This is a genomic window from Streptacidiphilus sp. MAP12-20 (genome assembly GCF_041262525.1).
GTDB lineage: Bacteria > Actinomycetota > Actinomycetes > Streptomycetales > Streptomycetaceae > Streptacidiphilus.
Genome location: NZ_JBGCCK010000045.1, coordinates 1 through 19265 on the forward strand (window position 1 = coordinate 1; position 19265 = coordinate 19265).

Genomic DNA, 19265 nt, shown 5'->3' on the forward strand with positions numbered 1-19265 from the left:
CCGGTCCCGATTTCGCAGTCCCCGTCAACCGAATTAATCCGAATATCTGGGGGGTTTGCGCCTCCGCTCAGCGGGGCAACTCGGAGAACGTTACGTGGCCGCCGGGGCAGAGTCAAATCCAGGATCCCGGAGGGGTGTCGAGCTGCTCCAGCTCCACCCCGGGTGCCGAAAGCACCACGTCACCCGCCAGATGCACCAGTCCCTCCTCCCCCGTCGCCAGGTCCGCGACGCGGAACCTGCGGACCGTCAGCGGGCCGCTGTCGGTGGGGTGTGTTTCGATCGCTTCCAGGGCCCAGCCCTGGTCAAGCGTGCGTGGGGCCAGGACAGGCTCGGTGAAGGAGACGACCCGCACTCGCGTGGACGCGCCCTCGGTCAGGGCGAGCATCCGGGCGGTCGCGAGGAGGAACGCGGGGGAACGGCCGGCGAAGGCGTGCGCCTTTTCGTGGCCCTCGCGTGTGTGCGAAAGATCCGTGTCCGCGAGATGAGTCCGCACCCAGGTGAGTCCGGCGAGCGTGCCGCCTCGCACCTGCCAGCCGTCGCGGCGCAGTTCGAGGCGGACGGGGCGGAACCGTGAGTCGAGTGTCAGGTCGACGGCGCCGTCGGTGCTGCCGTCCGCCGCGAAGGTCTGTGACGTGTAGCGCCAGCCGGAGGGGCCGGGGGCGCAGCTGAAGCGTTCTTCACCGAGGGTGGTGTCGTCGTGGGTGTCATAAAACGAGTAGCGGCCGCTGGGCATAGGACGAGCCTATGCGCCGGCGGCCGCCGCACGATTCTCAGTCTGATCCGACAGGGATCAGTAGCGGTACTGCTCCGACTTGTAGGGGCCCTCGACCTTCACGCCGATGTAGTCGGCCTGCGACTGCGTCAGCGTGGTCAGCTTGACGCCGAGCGCGTCCAGGTGGAGGCGGGCGACCTTCTCGTCCAGTTCCTTCGGCAGCGTGTAGACGCCGACGGGGTACTCCTCGGGCTTGGTGAAGAGCTCGATCTGGGCCAGGGTCTGGTCCGCGAAGGAGTTCGACATCACGAAGGACGGGTGGCCCGTCGCGTTGCCCAGGTTGAGCAGGCGGCCCTCGGACAGCACGATGAGCTTCTTGCCGTCCGGGAAGGTCCAGGTGTGGACCTGCGGCTTGACCTCGTCCTTGACGATGCCGGGGATCCTGGCCAGGCCGGCCATGTCGATCTCGTTGTCGAAGTGGCCGATGTTGCCGACGATGGCCTGGTGCTTCATCTTGGCCATGTCGGCGGCCATGATGATGTCCTTGTTGCCGGTCGTCGTGATGAAGATGTCGGCGATGCCGACGACCTCGTCCAGCGTGGTGACCTGGTAGCCGTCCATCGCCGCCTGCAGGGCGCAGATCGGGTCGATCTCCGTCACGATGACGCGCGCGCCCTGGCCACGGAGCGACTCCGCGCAGCCCTTGCCCACGTCGCCGTAGCCGAAGATCACGGCGACCTTGCCGCCGATGAGCACGTCGGTGGCGCGGTTGATGCCGTCGACGAGCGAGTGGCGGCAGCCGTACTTGTTGTCGAACTTGGACTTGGTCACCGCGTCGTTCACGTTGATCGCCGGGAACAGCAGGGTGCCGTCACGGTGCATCTCGTAGAGGCGGTGGACACCGGTGGTGGTCTCCTCGGTCACGCCCTTGATCTCGGAGGCGACCTCGGTCCACTTCTTCGGCGACTCACGCAGGGTGCGGTTGAGCAGCTCCAGGATGATCCGGAACTCGTCGCTGTCCGCGGTGGACGGGTCCGGGGCAGCCCCGGCCTTCTCGAACTCGACGCCCTTGTGGACCAGCAGCGTCGCGTCGCCGCCGTCGTCCAGGATCATGTTCGGGCCGGAGTGGCCCTCCCAGGTGAGCGCCTGCTCGGTGCACCACCAGTACTCCTCCAGCGTCTCGCCCTTCCAGGCGAAGACGGGGATGCCCTGGGGGTCCTCCGGGGTGCCGTTCGGGCCCACCGCGATGGCGGCCGCGGCGTGGTCCTGGGTCGAGAAGATGTTGCAGGAGCACCAGCGCACGTCCGCGCCGAGGGCGGCCAGCGTCTCGATGAGGACCGCGGTCTGCACGGTCATGTGCAGCGAACCGGTGATCCGCGCGCCGGCCAGCGGCTGCGCGGCGGCGTACTCGTTGCGGATCGCCATCAGACCGGGCATCTCGTGCTCGGCGAGCTGGATCTCCTTGCGGCCGAAGGCGGCCAGGGAAAGATCGGCGACCTTGTAGTCACTGGCGTTGAGGGACGTCACGCTTTTCTCCATCACGTCGAGGGTGCGGGCGGCTGTGGCCCGGAACCGGCACGCGGCCGCGGACACGCCGAAGAGGCAGCGGGTTACGGGAACCCTTGCGCCTGCCTCAACCGTATGACCGTTTGTTCCGGACCAGTGCGTCGGAGGCCCTCTCTCCCTCGGCGTGCCCGAGCCTGGAGCTCGGAGCCCGCCGACCGCCATCAGCAGCGACGTCTGGTTCTTGAGACGAATCTACACCGTGCGTACATTCCGAGGGGCGCAAAGAAATAGTTCGCGAAGTCGGACGGGAGTGGGACGGGATGACGGTTCCATGGGGCGGTGGTGGGCTGCCGCCCGCTGCCGCCGAGCGCATGGCCGAGGTCAGCAGGAGCGGAACGTGGACGTCCGCCCTGTCGACCGGGGAATTCGCCTCGGTGAAGGCGGTCGGGTTCGAGCCCGTGGGGCAGGTGATGGGCTCGGCGGTTTTCCAGGTCGCCCGCAGCGGGCGGTACTGGGGCTACCACGACTGCCTCTATCAGGGCGCAGGATTCGGGTTCAGCTACGGCAATCGCGGCGACGCGCCGGTGGCCCTGTCCGGGCAGGGTGCGCCGTCACGCCAGCTGGTGGGTGTCTTCGACCAGGCCAGGAACACGGCGCTCGGCCGGATGCGGGCGGAGTGCGCGGCGCTGGGCGGCGACGGGGTGGTGGCCGCGGAGCTCACGATGCAGCCCTTCCCGAGCGCGCCGAACTGCCTGGAGTTCAAGGTGATCGGCACCGCGGTGCGGGCGCGGGGTGACGTCAGGCCCCGGCGTCCCTTCACCTGTCATCTGGACGGACAGGGCTTCGCCAAGTTGATAAGCGCAGGCTGGGTGCCGTCCGAACTGCTGGTCGGCATGTCCATCGGGGTCCGCCACGACGACTACCGCACCCAGTCCCAGCAGTTCTCCTGGCAGAACACGGAGATGACCGGATGGAGCAGGCTCATCCACGACATCCGCGCCGACGCCAGGGAGCAGCTGCGACGGCAGGCCTCCCACGGCGGCGGTGACGGCGTGGTGCTGGCCAGCGGCGATCTTCGGGTCTGGGAGGAGTCCTGCATCCGCGCCGCGAACACCAACAACTCCGAGCAGCGCGACCACGTGGCCGAGGCCACCATGGTCGGCACCAGCATCGCCCGCTTCCGGACCGGGCAGCAGCAGCCGCGCACGCTCTCGGTGATGCCGCTCGGCAAGCGCGGCGACCGGCTGCGCAAGCGGCTGGAGGACGTCGCGTCCAGCCCGTACGGCGACCCGAACGAGTACCGCCGCCTGGTCACCGAACTCACCAAGCTGGGGGACCAGGGATGACGACCGTCGCTTCAATCCAGACCGCCACGATCCGCACACGATGGGGAGCTGCCCGATGAGCACCACGGACCCGACCGCCCAGGGCGTGCCCGCCGACGCGATGCGGCGACTGGCGGAGCTGCAGCCCGGCAAGGCCGGCTCGATCTTCACGAGCGACCTCTCGGTCAACGAGTTCCTGCTCGTCCGCGAGGCCGGCTTCAAGCCGATCGGCCTGGTCCTGGGCAGCTCGATCTACCACGTGGGCATCCAGTTCGGCCGCTGGGGCAAGAACCAGGAGCTGGAGACGCTGAGCCAGGCGATGTACCACGCCCGCGAGCTGGCCATGACCCGCATGGAGGCCGAGGCGGCACAGCTGGGCGCCGACGGCATCGTGGGCGTCAGGCTCTCGGTGGAGGCCCGCGAGTTCGGCAACGACATCGCCGAGTTCATCGCCATCGGCACGGCGGTCAAGGCCGACCACGAGCCGCCCGGCGGCGGCAGCTGGCGCAACAACAAGGGCCAGCCCTTCACCTCGGACCTCTCGGGCCAGGATTTCTGGACGCTGATCCGTGCGGGCTACGCCCCGCTGGGCATGGTGATGGGCACCTGCGTCTACCACATCGCCCATCAGCGGATGGGCGCGGTGTTCTCGAACATCGGCAAGAATGTGGAGATCGAGCAGTTCACCCAGGCCTTGTACGACGCTCGCGAGTTGGCGATGGCGCGGATGCAGGCCGAGGCCGAGGCGCTGCACGCCGAGGGGGTGGTGGGGGTCCAGCTCAACGCCCACAACCACCGCTGGGGCGGGCACACCACGGAGTTCTTCTCGATCGGCACGGCGGTCCGCCCGCTGCGTCCGGACCACGAGATCGAGCGGCCCACGATGGTGCTGAGCCTGGACGGCTAACGTCGTCCGTGCTGAGTTCAAGGGAATCAGGGTCTGAGGGAGCGAGCGGGATGAGCGAGATCGAGCTGCTGGCGGCGGCGCTGCGCCGGGACGCGGCGGATCTGGACATGTATGCCCAGGTACTGACGGGTTCTCTGGCGGACGCCCTGCCGCCGGGCTCTGTCGAGCTCTCGCGGAAGCGGTCCGTCTCGGACCGCTTGGCGGGCCGTGCGGGAACGGTGGAGCGGCTGGAGGTCGTCCTGGACGACCGCCGGCTGATCCTCCTGCTGGCACAGGGCCGCCCGCAGGGCGAGGTGGCGATGGTGGTCCGCGGCGTCGTGCTGTCGCGCAAGCAGGTGGCCCTTGACGAGTGGGTCCACGAGCTGGCCACGGCGGTCGCCACGCGGGCCCAGTCCGACGCGAGGGCCAGGGCGGCGCTGGAGAAGCTGGTGCTCGGACTCTGACCTTTCGAGCGAAGGGCCCGTTGCAACTCCTCAGGGGCGCGGGGCGCCCCTGATGGTGCAACTGAAGCTGGGTTCAGACGGAGACGGTGGCGCGGAACAGCGTTGTGTTCTCGCCCTGCGCGGTGACCGCCGGGGCCCCCGCCGGGATGAAGCAGGACTGGCCCGGGGTCAGTGTCAGGGTCTGGCCCGTGGTGTCGGTCAGGGTCGCCAGGCCCCCGGTGCAGAGCAGGATCTGCGGAGTGTCCGTCGGCAGCGGCCGGTCGCCCACGCGGTAGCGGGAGAGGCGGAACTCGTCGATCGGGCAGGGGTAGAGCTCCTCGCCCGGGTGCTCGGGGACCGGGCGAGGGTGGATGATGTCCAGCTCCGTCGCGCGGAAGTCCACGACCCGCAGCAGTTCCGGCACGTCGATGTGCTTGGGCGTCAGCCCGGCCCGCAGCACGTTGTCCGAGTTGGCCATCAGCTCCACACCCATACCGCGGAAGTACGAGTGCGGCACCCCCGCGCCCAGGTAGAGCGCCTCGCCGGGCTGCAGCGTCACATGGTTCAGCAGCAGCGCCGACAACAGCCCCGGGTCGGCCGGGTAGTGGTCCGCCAGCATCGCGTAGTCCCGCAGCATCGCGGAATCGTCGGCCGATTCCTCGGAGGCCAGCCGCAGCAGCGCGTCGCGCGTCTCCGCGACGAGCTCCACGACCTTTGCCTGATCCAGCGTCAGCACGAGCGTCAACGCCTCACGCAGCGCCTCCGCTTCCGGCTTCTCGCGCAGCACCTCGACCACCGTGCGCAGGCCGGGGACGCACAGGCGCTCCAACAGCCGCGCGGTCTCCACCGGGGCACGGAAGCCGCACACGCCGGTGAACTCCTCCAGCGCGCACAGCATCTCGGGCTTGTGGTTGGCGTCCTTGTAGTTGCGCTCCCGCGCGTCCAGCGGGACACCGCGTGCCTCCTCGGCCGCGAAGCCGGCCCGCGCCTGCGCCAGATCCGGATGCACCTGCACCGAGAGCGGCTCGCCCGCTGCCAGCACCTTGAAGAGGAACGGCAGCGTAGGGCCGAACCGGGCCACCGCAGCCGCGCCCAGCTCGCCCTGTGGGTCAGCCGCGATCAGCCCGTCGAGGGTCCGGGGTCCCTGCCCGCGGTCGACCCCGGAGGGACAGCCCGGGTGGGCGCCCATCCACAGCTCCGCCTGCGGCTCGCCGGTGGGTTCCACCCCCAGCAACCCCGGGATCGCGGTGCGGGAACCCCAGGCGTAGGCCCGGACGGTGTTCTCCAGCTGGTCCATGCGCGTCAGCGTCCTCCGGATTCGGCGGCCAGGCCAAGGTAGACGGCCGCGAAGTCGGTCAGTGCGATGAGTTCGGCCAGGGCCTCGACCGGATCGCTCCGGACGGACGTCAGCTCCCGCAGTCCGACCTGGTGGTCGGCGGCCAGGCGGTGGGCTCGCGCCACGGTACGACGAGAGACCGGTGATTCGGCGTCCTGCAGGTGGTCCGGCGATGACTCGTCGGTGACGTCGGGGAGCCGGCCCTCCTCGGCGGCCCGTTCGTCGCCGGGGCGGCGGTGGGGCGTGCGGCGCAGCAGGACGACCTGGAGCCGGAGGGCGCCGTCGTCCTCGACCCGGTCGCGGAAGAAGTCGTCCGGGTCGCCGCCCGCGCCGAGGGCGCCGGTGAACAGGCCGCGCTGCGCGGTCAGCACCTCGGGCAGCGCGCCGGTCAACGCGGGGCGGGCGGCGTGGTCGGCCAGCATCGCGGCGAACCGGCCCGCGGCCGCGGACGCGCAGGAGCCGTCGCTCCACACCAGCGGCAGCGTCGCGGCGAGCTGGACGGCGAGCGCCTTGGCGGGGTTGTTGTAGGCCTCGGCGGAGGGACGGCAGCGGACGGCGGCCTCGTCGAGGCGGTCGGCGGCGGCGATCAGGGCCTCCTGGCCGCCGGCGACGACGCCCAGCCGCTGCGCGAGCGCGAGCAGGGGGGCGAGCACGCCCCAGAAGTCGGAGGGGTCCTCACGCGGCAGGTCGGCGTCGGGACCGTCGCTGTAGCCGTCCAGCGCGGCGGGGACGCCGGGGGTGTACGGCAGCGGCAGGCCGCGCGCCTGGAGAGCGGCTTCGGCGAGGCCGGATCCGGGCGGTGCGACGGCGACGATCGAGCAGCCGCGCGAGTACGCGCGCTCGACCAGGGTGATCAGTCCCGGGCAGCTGCCGACGGTGGCCGCGACGACGAGCAGGTCGGACGGGCCGGCCCAGCCGGGCAGGGTCCAGTCCAACCCGAGCGTGAAATCGTCGCTGCGGGTGACCGGGTGCACCAGCGCCGGGTCCGGCTCAGCGGGACCCGGTCGCAGCACCATGACCGGGCAGACGCTGGCGCCGAGCGCGGCCAGCACGTCCCCCGCCTGCGCGGCGGCGCCGTGCGCGGCGACCAGCACGGCGCGGGGGCGCCCCTCCGGCCGCAGCCCGCCGAGACCGGCCTCATCGGCCAGCCGCAGTCCCGTTCGCACGCGCGCACCGGCGGACGCGAGCGCGAGCAGGGCGCCGCGGGCGTCTGCGCGGGCGAGTGCGTCGGTGTCGTCGAGCAGCCGCTCGTCGATCATGCGGGCCGTCGGGCCTCGTCGACGAGCAGGACCGGGATGCCGTCCCGCACGGGGTAGGCGAGCCCGCAGGTGTTGCTGGTGCAGACCAGTTCGCCTGCGGCCTCGTCCTCGCGCAGCGGTGCGTGGCAGGCGGGGCAGGCGAAGATCTCGAGCAGGGCGGGTTCAATGCTCATGTCGCTGGCGCTCCGGAAGTCGACGACGGTTTCTGTTCGTGATGCAGAGTACTTGCACCTCCAGGGGCGCGAGGCTCTGCTGATGCGCGGCCCCTCCCCCAGCTCCCCCAGCCTTCGGCCGGGAGGTGCCCCCTCCCACGCAGGGAGAGCCCCGAACGCGCAGGGCCATCCGCACGTCAGTGGTTTCTCGCGCAGTTCCCCGCGCCCCTGGATAGTGCAACTATCCCCGGACGATGGAGAGGACCTGGTCGCGGCGCTTGGCCATCGTCGCGGCGTCGCGGGCCTCGACGTTCAGTCGAAGGAGCGGCTCCGTGTTGGAGGCGCGGAGGTTGAACCACCAGTCCGCGCCGGAGACGGTCATGCCGTCCAGCTCGTCGAAGGTGACCCCCGGCTCGTCCGCGAACGCGGCCCGCACCGCGGCGACGCTCGCGGCCTGGTCGGCGACCGTGCTGTTGATCTCGCCCGAGTCCACGTACCGGTTGTAGACCGAGGCCAGCTCGGACAGCGGCTTCGCCTGCTCACCCAGCGCCGCCAGCACATGCAGGGCGGCCAGCATGCCCGTGTCGGCACGCCAGAAGTCACGGAAGTAGTAGTGCGCCGAGTGCTCGCCGCCGAAGATCGCGCCGCTGTTGGCCATCTCCTGCTTGATGAACGAGTGACCCACGCGCGTGCGCACCGCGCGCCCGCCGTGCTCGGCCACGATCTCGGGGACCGCCCAGGAGGTGATCAGGTTGTGGATGATCACCGGCTCGGTCTCGCCCGCCGCCTTGGCCTTGGCCAGCTCGCGGACCGCGACCAGCGCCGTGATCGCGCTCGGGCTGATCGGGTCGCCGTTCTCGTCCACGACGAAGCAGCGGTCCGCGTCGCCGTCGAAGGCGAGGCCGATGTCGGCGCCGACCTCGCGGACCTTGGCCTGGAGGTCGACCAGGTTCTTCGGGTCCAGCGGGTTGGCCTCGTGGTTCGGGAAGGTGCCGTCCAGCTCGAAGTACATCGGGACGATCTCCAGCGGGAGGCCGCCCAGGACGGTCGGGACGGTGTGACCGCCCATGCCGTTGCCCGCGTCGACGGCGACCTTCAGCGGACGGATCGACCGCAGGTCGACCAGGCCGAGCAGGTGGTCGGCGTAGGGCTGGAGCTGGTCCTGCTGCGTGATCGTGCCGGTCGCCGCGCCGGTCGACGGGATGGTCACGACGTCGTCCGCGCCGATCCACGACTGCACCAGCTCGCGGACCTCGACCAGGCCGGTGACCTCGCCGACCGGGGCCGCGCCCTTGCGGCACATCTTGATGCCGTTGTACTGGGCCGGGTTGTGGCTGGCGGTGAACATCGCGCCGGGCAGGTCGAGCTTGCCGCTGGCGAAGTAGAGCTGGTCGGTCGAGCAGAGGCCGATCTCGACGACGTCCGCGCCGCGCGCGGCCGCGCCCTCGGCGAACGCGCGGGCCAGGGACGGCGAGGAGGGACGCATGTCGTGGCCGACCACGATCGCGTCGGCACCCGTGACCTGGACGAACGCCGCACCGAAGGCACGTGAGAGGTCGGCGTCCCACTGGTCGGGAACGACGCCTCGGACGTCGTACGCCTTCACGATCTGCTTGAGGTCACGCACTGCGGCTCTCCGCCTTCTGTGGTCCAGGTCACGCTGCATCTGCCTATGCGCTCCGCACGATACCGGGTGCGGATGAGCACAGGGTTAGCTTCTCGTGACGAGACGCTCCTGAGCTGCGGCGGAGCACCGCCGGTTCACTCCTCGGGCGGGCGCAGCACACGCAGGTGACCGCGGCGGCCGACCTCCGTCGGATCCGCCTCGGAGCCGCCGTCCTGACGGCGGGCCGGCGGGCGGGCGACCTCGCGGACCGCGTTGGCCAGTGCCTCCAGGTCGTCGCCCGAGGGCCGGATCGGGCCGGTGTCGACGTTCAGCCGGACCACCTCCCAGCCACGGGGCGCGGTCAGCCGCTCGGAGTGCTGGGCGCAGAGGTCGTAGCAGTGCGGCTCGGCGTACGTCGCGAGGGGGCCGAGGACGGCGGTGGAGTCCGCGTACACGTACGTCAAAGTCGCCACCGCGGGGCGGCCGCAGGCGGTGCGCGAACAACGACGGACAGGGCTCACGAGGTTGGACGGTACCGCACTCCTGACCGGGTCGCGAAGACTCTCCCCCGGATCGCACGCCGTGTCGCCGCCAGGTCGGCCTCGCGTCCCGTCCCGCGCCGCCGGCCGGGGGAATCGGAGGCGGCGTGGGGGTTGCTGTCGGTGGCAGTGGATACGCTTAGTCGTGATGGAGAGACCACCCGTATCCACAGGAGCGCCGCGTCGGCGCCGGGACCGCCACGGTAGGGGCCTGCGCGGCCCGCTGGCGCCTCGGCAGGTGCCGATCTCGCTGAGCCGCTCGGAGCTTTTCGACGACTACGTGCGGGAGTCGGTGGAGCGGCTGGAGCGGCGCTGGCCGCAGCTGGAAGAGGTCGAGTTCGCCGTCCAGGAGGTCCCTGCGCCACTGCCGGGCGAGCCCGAGCCGGCGATCGACGACGTGCGTGCTGACGAGGTGCCGCTGGGGCGGCTGGTCGCGGCGGCGAAGGGGCGTCCGGCGCGGATCGTGGTGTACCGGCGCCCGGTGGAGATCCGCGCGAAGGGGCGCGAGGAGCGCGCCGCGCTGGTCCATGACGTGATGATCGAGCAGGTCGCGGAGTTGCTGGGCGTCGAGCCCGAGGCGGTCGATCCCCGCTACGGCGAGGACTGACCACGGAGGGCCTCCGGCCTGCGGCGAGACTCGGACCGACCGGCACAGGGGGGCGGCGTCGCGAGGGGGACCTCCCCCGCTCCTTGACCCACCCCCATGTGCCGGTCGGTCTTACTGCACCAGGATCGCCGGGTTCTGGATGGCGGTGGGCACCATCACCGTGGAGCCGTCGTCCGGGATCTGCTGGATCGTCAGGCCCGACTTGCGGGAGAGTTCCCGCGCCGCGTAGACGGGACCGCCGCCGGCCGGCGTGACGGTGACGGCGAAGGTCGACGCGCCCGAAGGCGCGGTCAGCGGCACCGCGACGGTCGAGCCCGCCGCGATCTGCACGGTCTTCGTCGTCGGGGAGCCGCCGCTGCCCAGGGTGGTGACGGTCACGCTCGCCGCGCCGTTCGGGGCCGTGAGCAGCAGTGTGCTGTCGCTGCCCGTGTTGCCGGCGACGGTGCCGCGCTGCGTGATCGGGGCGGCGCCGGCCAGGTAGGCGACGTCACTCCGGCTGCTCGACGTGGCCTGCACACCCACGACGATCGGCGTCGGCTGCTTGGGGTCGCTCGGGACCAGCCGCAGCAGGCCGGGCTGGCCGTGGGTGACGTCGTTGAGGTTGACGGTCGTCAGCATGCCGGCCTTGACGTGGACGGTCTCGTGTCCGGCGGGGGTGATCCAGCCGCTCTGCGAGGCCAGCTGCACCTTCAGGTCCGCGTCCGCGTCGCCCTTGGCCACGGCCAGGGACAGGTTGTACTGGTGGACGTCGCCCGGCAGGCCGGGGACGGACACGCTGGACGCCGCCGTCGTCGGGGGGATCCAGTCCGCGCCGGCGTCGCTGTTGACGTGCAACGCCGCGCCGATCTGCCCGCTGCGGACGAGCACGTGGACGGCCAGGACCTGGCCGTCGTTGCCCGGCTGGACGAGCGTGGAGAGCAGCAGCGAGCTGTTCCCGTTGGCGGGGACGTTGACGCTGCCGGCGGCGCTGGTCTCCACCTCGCCCGCGGGGCCGAAGATCTGGACGTCGACGTCGGAGTTGTTCGCCTGCGCGTTGGTCAGCTCCAGGTACGCGCTGGTGCCCTTGGCGGTGTCGGCGCCGACGAACCAGAAGTCCGTGCCGGGGGCCGTGCAGCTGGTCCCGGAGAGCCCCTTGCTCGTCGTGGTGGTCTGCTGGACGGTGAAGCCGGGGGCGGTGGAGCCGTTGGCGACCGCCAGGGCGCCGGGCGCGTTCGCGCCCGAGGCGGCCTTGGCCGTGGTCGAGCCGCCGGTCTGCGTCTGCTGCACCAGCGGCGCGGCCGAGCCGGCCGGTGAGGCGCCGGCCGACGGCGTCGCCCCGGAGCCCGAGCTCGACGGCTTCGGCGACGCGGAGGAGGACGCCTTGGGCGAAGCGGAGGAGGACGCCTTCGGCGAAGCGGAGGCGGTGGGTGACGCGCCGGCGCTCGCCGAAGCGCTGCTCGTCCCGGACAGCGGCGTCAGCGAGGCGCTGCCGCCCGAGCCGGTCGAGGAGTCGTGGCCCGGCGCGGCCAGGCTGTAGACGGTGCTGCCGGTGAGGCCCTGCAGCGGCGGCGGGCAGAGCAGCGAGGTCTGCGTGACCGCCGTGCGGACGCTGCTGCCGGTGGCCGCGGCCTGGCCCTGGGGTGGTTGCAGTTCTGCGATGCCGAGGGCGAGGGCGAGCACCCCGAGCGCGCCCAGCAGGGACTGGGTGGTCCGGTTGATCATCTGCTGGTCAGCTCCCCTGCTCCGGGCCGTGGCCGTTGCCGTTGTGGCCATTGCCGTTGTGACCGCTGCCGTTCTGGCCGCTCAGCCACGGGTCGTCGGGCTCCAGAGAGCCGTACTGGCTCTGTTCGGACGCCGCGTCGTGCCAGCCGTAGGGCTGGCCCGGCACAGCTTGACCGCCCTGACCGCCCGGCATCTGTGCCTGCTGGTTGTAGCCCTGCGGGTCATAGCCCTGCTGTCCGTAGCCGGACTGCTGGTAACCCTGCTGGTCGTAGCCGCCCTGCTCGTACCCGGGCTGCGGGTAGCCGCCCTGGTCGTAGCCGGGCTGTTCGTACCCCGGCTGCGGGTACATCTGCTGCTGGGCGGGGTCGTAGCCGGGCTGCTGCTCCGGGTAGCCGTAGCCGGCCGGGTCCGGGTAGTAGCCCTGGCCCTGCTCCTGCGGGTGGCCCGGTGCGGCCTCCTGGTAGCCGGCCGACTGCTCGGTCGCCGCCACGCTCGCGTAGACGCCCTCCTGAGCCTCCGTCTCCTCGGCCTCCTGGGCCGGTCCCTCGCCCGCGGCCGCCATTCGGCGGGCCCGGCGGGAGCCGGGGATCACCGGCGCCGCCGCCGCGGCTGCCGCAGCCGCGGCCGGGGACAGCTCCTCGGCGCCCTCCTCCGGTCGGTCGTCGTCGACGTTCCGGCGACGGCCCGGCAGCGCGAGGATCACCAGTGCCGCCGCGAGGAAGCACTGCACGCCGACCCAGCCGAGGCGCAGCATGCTCTCGTGGTAGCTGACGGTGAGTGTGCCGCCGCTCGCGGGCAGCTGGAAGCCCTGGGCCCAGCCGTCCACCGTCTGCGGCTTGAGCGCCTGTCCGTCCAGGGTCGCGGTCCAGCCCGGGTCCGCGGTGTCGGCCAGGCGCAGCACGCGCCCGTCCGGGCCGGCCGGGACCGTGGCGGTCACGTCGACCGGTCCGGCGGCGACGGACACGTCCGGGCTGCCCTGCGCGCGGATCACCACGCGCGGGGTGCTCTGCTGGACGCGCCAGTAGCTGGCCTGCTGCTGGGTGCTGACCCGGGCGAGCCCGGCGGTGGTGTCCAGGGTCGCGGCCAACCCGTTGTCGACCGGCGCGAGGACCTCGATGTACTGGACCGCGAAGCCGGCCAGCTGCGTGGACTGGTTGCCCGCCGAGCCGGAGACCAGCGCGTCGACCAGCTGCGTCAGCTGCGACGAGGGCGCGGCCGCGTTGGCGGTCTCCGAGCTGCCGACGGTCGGGCCGCCGCCGCGGACCAGCGCGTAGGAGACGACCTGGCCCTGGTCGCCGGTGCGCAGCACCAGCGACCGGCTCTGGTCGGGCCCCTGGGCCTGCTGGGCGATGAACGCGGGGACCAGGAGGCCGTCGCCGCGCTTGAGCGGGCCGTCGGCGCCGCGCAGCAGCCACCAGCCGGCGGCGGCCACGGGGGCCAGCGCCGCGGCGATCACGACGAGGGCCGCGACCGGCTGACGCCAGCCGAAGTTGATGGCTGCGACGCGCTCACGCGCGTGGTCGGCGCCGATCGCGGCGGCCGCGAGCAGCGCGATGCCGGTGATCAGCGTGGTGGGACCGGCCCAGGCGGGGACGGGGGTCTGGCCGGGGCCGGGCACCACGGTCGTCGTGCCGACCAGGGCGGTGCCGATCAGGCCGATGGCGGCAGCGCCCCAGGCGGCGACGACCGCGCGGCGGCGGTCGGCGCGCAGCAGCGCTGCGAGCGCGGCCAGCAGGACGCCGACGATGAGCAGGCCGGGCACCGCGCCGTTGCCGCCGGGGTCCAGCGTCAGCAGGTCGACGGGAGTGGCCGGAGTGCCGACCAGGCCGGGGATGCCGGCCTCCAGCAGGAACCGGCCCGGGTGCAGGAAGAGCCCGAGCGACCAGGGCGCGAGAACCAACAGCGGGGTGCCGAGGATGACGAGCACGCGCGGGCCGAGGCCGCGCAGCGCGCCGACGCCCTGCCCGAACGCGCCGCCGCGCAGGAACGCGGCCAGCAGCGCGCCGCCGGCCAGCATCAGACCGAGCAGCCAGGCCAGTGGGACGAAGGCGGTGCAGAGCGTCAGCGTGAACGCGGCGACCCAGGCGCTGCGCCAGCCGGGACGTCCGCCGCGGGCGGCCGTCTCGCGGCGGATGCCGAGGCCGACGCCGATGGCGGCCGCGCGGGCCAGCGGCGGCAGCAGCACGGCGAGGACCGCGGTGCCGATCCGGCCCTGCGCGATGGCGCCGGTGGCGGCGGGCAGCAGCGCGTAGGTGGCGCTGGACCAGGCGCGGACCAGGCGGGAGTCGATCAGCGGCCGGGAGACCAGGTAGGCGGAGACGCCGGCGAGCGGCACGGTCAGCAGCAGGACGACCGTCATGGCCAGACCGGGGCTGCCGAAGGCGAGACTGGCGAGCGCGGCGAGCACGCCGAGGTAGGGCGGCGCACCGCCCGCCGTGCCGACGCCGTTCGGCTGCCAGCTGGCCGCGTACTGCTGCCACAGGTCACTCGCGCCGCCGGGGGTCGGCAGCAGCGAGCCGCCGTAGAGGGCGCCGCTGCCGAGCAGGCCGCGGCAGGCGATCAGGGTCAGCAGCAGCAGGCCGGCGAAGAGCACCGGTGCGGGCTTCCTGGCGATCCGCTTGATCAGCGCGAACTGCTCGACTTCGAGGATGTCGTTGTCATCGTCGACGGGGCCGGACTCGACCGAGCCGTGGCGGCTGGAGATGGCCTCGCCCGAGCGGCCGCCGCCGAACTCGGCGATCAGGTTCTCCAGCGCGGCACGGGTGGTGGCGCCGGGCGCGGGGAAGAGCGAGCGGTCGTCGAGGGCGTCGGCGGCGCGGGTGCGGCGGCGTCGGGCGCGGCCGGCCAGCAGCGAGCCGAAGCGCAGCAGCACGTGGCTGAGGCCGCCGACCTCGTCCAGGGCCAGGCCGGGGGTCTTGGCCAGCAGGTAACCGAGGGCGCGCAGCAGCGTGGAGAGGGTGATCCGCAGCAGCAGGTAGGGCAGCAGCAGCGCACGGGAGTTGGCCAGCAGGGTGTAGACCGCGCCGGCCTTGTCGATGCGGTGCGGGCGGTCGGGCCGCGCGCAGTCGATGGGGCGGCGCTCGCGGCTGGCGGCCTCGGCGTGCCGCAGGATCGCGTCGGGAGCGACGACGGCGCGGTGCCCGGCGGCGGCGACGCGCCAGCACAGGTCGACGTCGTCGCGCATCAGCGGCAGTTGCTTGTCGAAGCCGCCGATCTGCTCGAAGACGTCCCGGCGGATCAGCATGCCCGCGGTGGAGACGGCGAGCACCGGGCGGACCTGGTCGCGCTGGCCCTGGTCCTGCTCGCGGCGGTCCAGGCCGGTCCAACGGCGGCCGGAGCGGGCGATGCTGACGCCGACCTCGAGCAGCTGACGGCGGTCGTACCAGGAGCGGAGCTTCGGGCCGATGACGGCGGCGGTGGGCGTGGTGTCGGCGACCTGGAGCAGTTTGCGCAGCGCGTCCGGGTGCGGCTCGCAGTCGTCGTGCAGCAGCCAGATCCACTCGACCGGCTCGGTGCGACCGCCCCCGCGCAGCTGTTCGCCCGCGAGTTCGTCGTGGTGGCCCAGCGGGTCGCCGAACTGGTCGTGGCCGCCGGCCTCGTCGGGGTCGAGCGGGTCGTAGCCGCCCGAGATGGCGTAGGGCAGGTTCTCGGCGTAGAGCGGAGGCAGGCCGCGGACGGTCTCGTTGACGGCGGTGCCGAAGCCGGTGCGGCGGCCGTACTGGTGGACGGCGTCCTGGCCGAGCGCCTCGGCGAGCAGCCGCGGCGAGGCGTCGGTGGATCCGGTGTCGGCGGCCACGATGCGCTGCACGGGACGGTCCTGCTCCAGCAGACCGCGGAGCGCCTGGGGCAGCCAGCGCGCGCCGTCGTGGGCGACGAGCACGGCGGTGACCAGATGCCGGGGGTAAGCCGGCGGGCGTCCGGCGCCCGGTTGCCCTGGGGGCTGATGGGTGTAGGCAGACATCGCTTTTGCGGACCCCGGTTCGCTGAGTGGCACGACGCGGGCGCGCGTCAGGCGCACCGCTGGCGGACCACACTAACGGGTAGCCGTGAGGTGCGGTGAGGGCTGTCGGGCAAGAGTGCCGCGAGGGAACCCCTCACCTGCGATGTCGTCCTCTCGGCGGTTCCAGTTTTCGGAAGCGCTGCGGGACTGCCCCGACCCTCGGCATGCGCACCATGCGACCGAATGCCGATCGAGTGTGCGATATGCGGAGGAATCGGGCACTGCCTGTTGAGGCTTCGTCAGACGACGGCCTTCTTGAGCCGCCGGCGCTCGCGCTCGGAGAGCCCGCCCCAGATGCCGAAGCGCTCGTCGTTGGCGAGGGCGTACTCCAGGCACTCATTGCGGACCTCGCAGGCGAGGCAGACCTTCTTGGCCTCGCGCGTCGAGCCGCCCTTCTCCGGGAAGAAGGACTCGGGGTCCGTCTGGGCGCAAAGGGCGCGCTCCTGCCAGCCGAGCTCTTCCTCGACGCCTGTCTCTTCGTCGATGACCAACAGATCAAAGAGCTCGCTCATGCGCGCGCCTCCTACCCCTCGTGCTTCTTGCATCCCCGTGATGCGTCCGTGACCTGATGCGGCGTTTGGACACGAGTGAAATTACAAGTGCGTTCTTTCGCTGCCGTCAAGCCGTGCTCTGGTATTGGGCCCAGGATTCACTCCCCGGAACCAAGCCGTCACCATAAGTGTGCAAATCCGGACAAACCGGAGGCTCGGCTATCACCTGAGGAAAGCTCACAGTGAGCGTGTCGAGGGCGGCGTTCCCGCCCCTGCGTCACTCCAAACCCAGGAGGTGATTTATCCACCGATCAGGTGATCCAGCCCCGACTGTCCCCTCAGGTGCGGCGAGGAGAGTTGACAAGGGCGGTCTTGACAAGGTCTGCTAGCGGCATGTCTTCGCACCGCCCCACGTCGAGCAGCCTCCACGGCTCGCTTCGTCGTGCCGCGAGTGCGCTGTGTTGTCGCTGTAGCTAGGGCCCCATCTCCCCCTGCCTGCTCACAGCCTCCCAAGGACGACACAGCCGTGACCTCCGCTTCTTCTCGTTTTCCCGACGGCCTCAGCGACGTCAGCATCGCCGGTGACCCGCTCGCCTGGCCGCACCTGGCCCCCGCCCCGCTCGCGCACCCGACCACCGTCGGCGACTTCGCCGCGCTCGCCCGCCGGGTCGCCGGGGACCGCGCCCGCTGGGAGCCGCTGGTCCGGTACGACGCGCTGACGCGCTGGTACGCGCGGCTGGAGACCGGGCCCGGCTACGAGGTGTGGCTGCTCAGCTGGCTGCCCGGCCAGGGCAGCGGCGCGCACGACCACGGCCGCTCCTCCGCGGTGATGACGGTGCTCCAGGGCGAGCTGACCGAGCGTTCGCCCGGCCGCGAGCCTCGGGCTCTCGCCGCCGGCGCGCAGCGCGTCATCGCGCCCGGTTACGTCCACGAGGTGGTCAACGACACGCTGGAGCCTGCGGTCACGGTGCACGTCTACTTCCCCGGCTTGACGGAGATGACGCCGTACCCGAAGCCGGCACTGCAGCGGCCGACGGTTGCGGGCCAGGGCGAGCTGCACGCACTTCCCGCCACCCTGTCGCTCGGCTGACCTCGTCACGCCGTCCGGCAGCCCGGAGGGCAGTACCCAGCAGCACCAGACCGAACGCCGCCGCGTAGGCGGGCTGCTGCACGGACCCGCTGAGGAGGTAGTCGGCCATCCCGGCCGCCGGGACGCCCAGCCACTCCCAGCGGCCCTCCAGCGCCGCGAGGGCGAGCAGCAGCAGGCTGTACCAGGGGTAGTGCGGCGTGGCCAGCAACAGCGCCACGCCGGTCACCGTCAGCGCACCGCGCCAGGGCCGCGCAGGATCGCCGCGGAGCGCGACCGCGAGGGCGACGGCGGCGAGCAGCAGCAGCAGCAGCACGGCCAACGGCCCGCGCCAGGACTCCGGCACGTGCAGCAGCGCGAGCAGCGCGTAGCGGCCGCCCTGGTCGTAGCCCTCCTCGCGGAGATAGCCCGGCAGGAAGCCGATCACACCGAAGCCGGACACCCACACGTAGGGCAGGTAGCTCAGCAGGAAGGTCCCACCCGCCGCGAGCGCGAGCCGCAACCGTCCGCGACCGGCGAGCGCGCCGGGCAGTGCCAGTGCGGGGACCAGTTTCACCGCCGTGGCCCCGCCCAGCAGCACTCCGGCCAGGACCGGACGGCGGCCGCCCGCGGCGACGGCCAGGCCGAGCAGCATCAGCAGCACACCCAGGGTGTCGACATGCGCATCGTTCACGGACCAGATCGCGACGCCGGGGCACCAGGCCCAGAGCCCGGCCCAGTAGGCGGGCGCCCGCCGCGCGCCCAGCATCCGCAGCAGCACGACGGTGACCGCGACCGCGAGCAGCAGGCCGAGCACCTGCAGGGTGCGCACGGTGCCGCCGAGGGCGTGCGCGAGCAGGAACCAGCCCTCGGCGACGGGTGGATAGATCGTGTGCACGGTCGGCCGGTTGATGTGGGTGCAGACGTCGGCGACCTGGTGCAGGTCCCAGCCCTGGCAGGCCGAGTGCGGCGGGAAGAGCGCGGGCACCTGCGCGCGCAGCGGCGCGAGGGCGGCGTCGGCGGGGGCATGGGCGTAGGGCGATATCCCGGCCGCCTGGACCTGCCCGTCCCAGACGTAGCGGTACGCGTCGTCGCTGGTCCGCGGCGCGGCCAGCAGCCCGGTCGCGGCGACGGCGATGCCGCCGAGGAGCACCATCACGCGGACGACACGGTCCGGCACCCCACGGGCGAGCAACAGCGCGCCGCCGAACAGCAGCCCGTCGGCGAGGTACCACCCGTGCAGAATGCCGCGCTGCCCGAGACTCCCTCCACCGGTGAATGTCCGCGCGAGGGCGAGCGTGAGCAGAGCGAGCACGACGGCGCACGCAACGGTGCGGATCTTCACGGCCACGCCACCACGGTGGCACCCGCGCGCGGCCTCAGGGGAGGCCTGACGCCCGGCCGTCCGCGTTCCGTAAGACTCGGCAGCGGGGGTCAGTTGCACCACCTCGGGGGCGCGAGGCTCTGCTGATATGCGGCTGCGCCGCGTGGGCGCGACACGGTCAGCCGTGGGCCAGTTGCACGATTCAGGGGCGCGAGGAACTGCGCGACAAGCCACCGACATGCGGATGGTCCTCAACGCGCAGGGCCATCCGCACGCGGGGGGTTGCTCGCGCAGTTCCACGCGCCCCGGGTG

At 72.3% G+C, this 19265-nt stretch carries 15 protein-coding genes and 1 pseudogene; 5 read left to right on the forward strand and 11 right to left on the reverse strand.

Annotated features, from left to right (window positions below; translation table 11 throughout):
* Window positions 1-112 precede the first annotated feature (112 nt).
* Together ABIA32_RS33205 and ahcY are read right to left on the reverse strand one after the other, a co-directional pair.
* Entirely contained in the window at window positions 113-733 is a 621-nt protein-coding gene (locus ABIA32_RS33205; protein WP_370103545.1) for a hypothetical protein, read from the reverse strand.
* A 57-nt stretch (window positions 734-790) separates the two neighbouring features.
* Window positions 791-2251: an adenosylhomocysteinase gene (gene ahcY / locus ABIA32_RS33210; RefSeq protein ID WP_370103547.1), complete on the reverse strand. Its 1461-nt coding sequence runs from the start codon at window positions 2249-2251 to the stop codon at window positions 791-793.
* A gap of 287 nt (window positions 2252-2538) precedes the next feature.
* Here ahcY and ABIA32_RS33215 point away from each other — a divergent pair, with 287 nt between their 5' ends.
* From ABIA32_RS33215 to ABIA32_RS33225, 3 genes are read left to right on the forward strand one after another with little or no spacing between them, the layout of a single operon-like run.
* Window positions 2539-3564 (forward strand): heavy metal-binding domain-containing protein, encoded by a 1026-nt coding sequence (locus tag ABIA32_RS33215; RefSeq protein ID WP_370103549.1) that lies wholly within the window; start codon window positions 2539-2541, stop codon window positions 3562-3564.
* A 55-nt stretch (window positions 3565-3619) separates the two neighbouring features.
* The gene (locus tag ABIA32_RS33220; RefSeq protein WP_370103551.1) at window positions 3620-4450 is read left to right on the forward strand and encodes a heavy metal-binding domain-containing protein; all 831 of its coding nucleotides are present in this window, start codon (window positions 3620-3622) and stop codon (window positions 4448-4450) included.
* 50 nt (window positions 4451-4500) lie between these two features.
* Window positions 4501-4893 carry a hypothetical protein gene (locus ABIA32_RS33225; RefSeq protein WP_370103553.1) on the forward strand — a complete coding sequence of 131 codons (393 nt, stop codon included), beginning with the start codon at window positions 4501-4503 and terminating at the stop codon, window positions 4891-4893.
* Window positions 4894-4966: 73 nt separating this feature from the next.
* On the opposite strand, the gene manA is transcribed toward ABIA32_RS33225, so the two are convergent.
* From manA to ABIA32_RS33250, 5 genes are all read right to left on the reverse strand, one after another.
* Entirely contained in the window at window positions 4967-6169 is a 1203-nt protein-coding gene (manA, locus tag ABIA32_RS33230) for a mannose-6-phosphate isomerase, class I (RefSeq protein WP_370103555.1), read from the reverse strand.
* Window positions 6170-6174: 5 nt separating this feature from the next.
* Entirely contained in the window at window positions 6175-7467 is a 1293-nt protein-coding gene (locus ABIA32_RS33235; RefSeq protein ID WP_370103557.1) for an SIS domain-containing protein, read from the reverse strand.
* Window positions 7464-7640 carry a Trm112 family protein gene (locus ABIA32_RS33240; protein ID WP_370103559.1) on the reverse strand — a complete coding sequence of 59 codons (177 nt, stop codon included), beginning with the start codon at window positions 7638-7640 and terminating at the stop codon, window positions 7464-7466. Before ABIA32_RS33240 ends, ABIA32_RS33235 begins: the two co-directional genes overlap by 4 nt.
* 220 nt (window positions 7641-7860) lie before the next feature.
* The gene (locus ABIA32_RS33245; protein WP_370103561.1) at window positions 7861-9285 is read right to left on the reverse strand and encodes a phosphomannomutase/phosphoglucomutase; all 1425 of its coding nucleotides are present in this window, start codon (window positions 9283-9285) and stop codon (window positions 7861-7863) included.
* Window positions 9286-9380: 95 nt separating this feature from the next.
* The gene (locus ABIA32_RS33250) at window positions 9381-9746 is read right to left on the reverse strand and encodes a DUF3499 domain-containing protein (protein WP_370103563.1); all 366 of its coding nucleotides are present in this window, start codon (window positions 9744-9746) and stop codon (window positions 9381-9383) included.
* 256 nt (window positions 9747-10002) lie between these two features.
* On the opposite strand from ABIA32_RS33250, the gene ABIA32_RS33255 reads away from it, so the two are divergent.
* Window positions 10003-10371, forward strand: coding sequence for a metallopeptidase family protein (locus tag ABIA32_RS33255; RefSeq protein WP_370103565.1), 369 nt, complete (start codon window positions 10003-10005; stop codon window positions 10369-10371).
* A gap of 111 nt (window positions 10372-10482) precedes the next feature.
* On the opposite strand, the gene ABIA32_RS33260 is transcribed toward ABIA32_RS33255, so the two are convergent.
* From ABIA32_RS33260 to ABIA32_RS33270, 3 genes are all read right to left on the reverse strand, one after another.
* Window positions 10483-12072 (reverse strand): DUF5719 family protein, encoded by a 1590-nt coding sequence (locus ABIA32_RS33260; protein ID WP_370103567.1) that lies wholly within the window; start codon window positions 12070-12072, stop codon window positions 10483-10485.
* A 7-nt stretch (window positions 12073-12079) separates the two neighbouring features.
* Window positions 12080-16033, reverse strand: a complete 3954-nt coding sequence (locus ABIA32_RS33265; protein WP_370103569.1) for a glycosyltransferase — start codon at window positions 16031-16033, stop codon at window positions 12080-12082.
* 278 nt (window positions 16034-16311) lie between these two features.
* Window positions 16312-16584: a WhiB family transcriptional regulator gene (locus ABIA32_RS33270; RefSeq protein ID WP_370103571.1), complete on the reverse strand. Its 273-nt coding sequence runs from the start codon at window positions 16582-16584 to the stop codon at window positions 16312-16314.
* A gap of 505 nt (window positions 16585-17089) precedes the next feature.
* Between ABIA32_RS33270 and ABIA32_RS33275 the strand changes: the two genes are divergently transcribed.
* Window positions 17090-17653 carry a cysteine dioxygenase family protein gene (locus ABIA32_RS33275; RefSeq protein WP_370103573.1) on the forward strand — a complete coding sequence of 188 codons (564 nt, stop codon included), beginning with the start codon at window positions 17090-17092 and terminating at the stop codon, window positions 17651-17653.
* A 253-nt stretch (window positions 17654-17906) separates the two neighbouring features.
* Here the strand turns inward: ABIA32_RS33275 and ABIA32_RS33280 are convergent.
* A pseudogene (locus ABIA32_RS33280) lies at window positions 17907-19193 on the reverse strand (glycosyltransferase family 87 protein); the annotation flags it as partial.
* Window positions 19194-19265 lie beyond the last annotated feature (72 nt).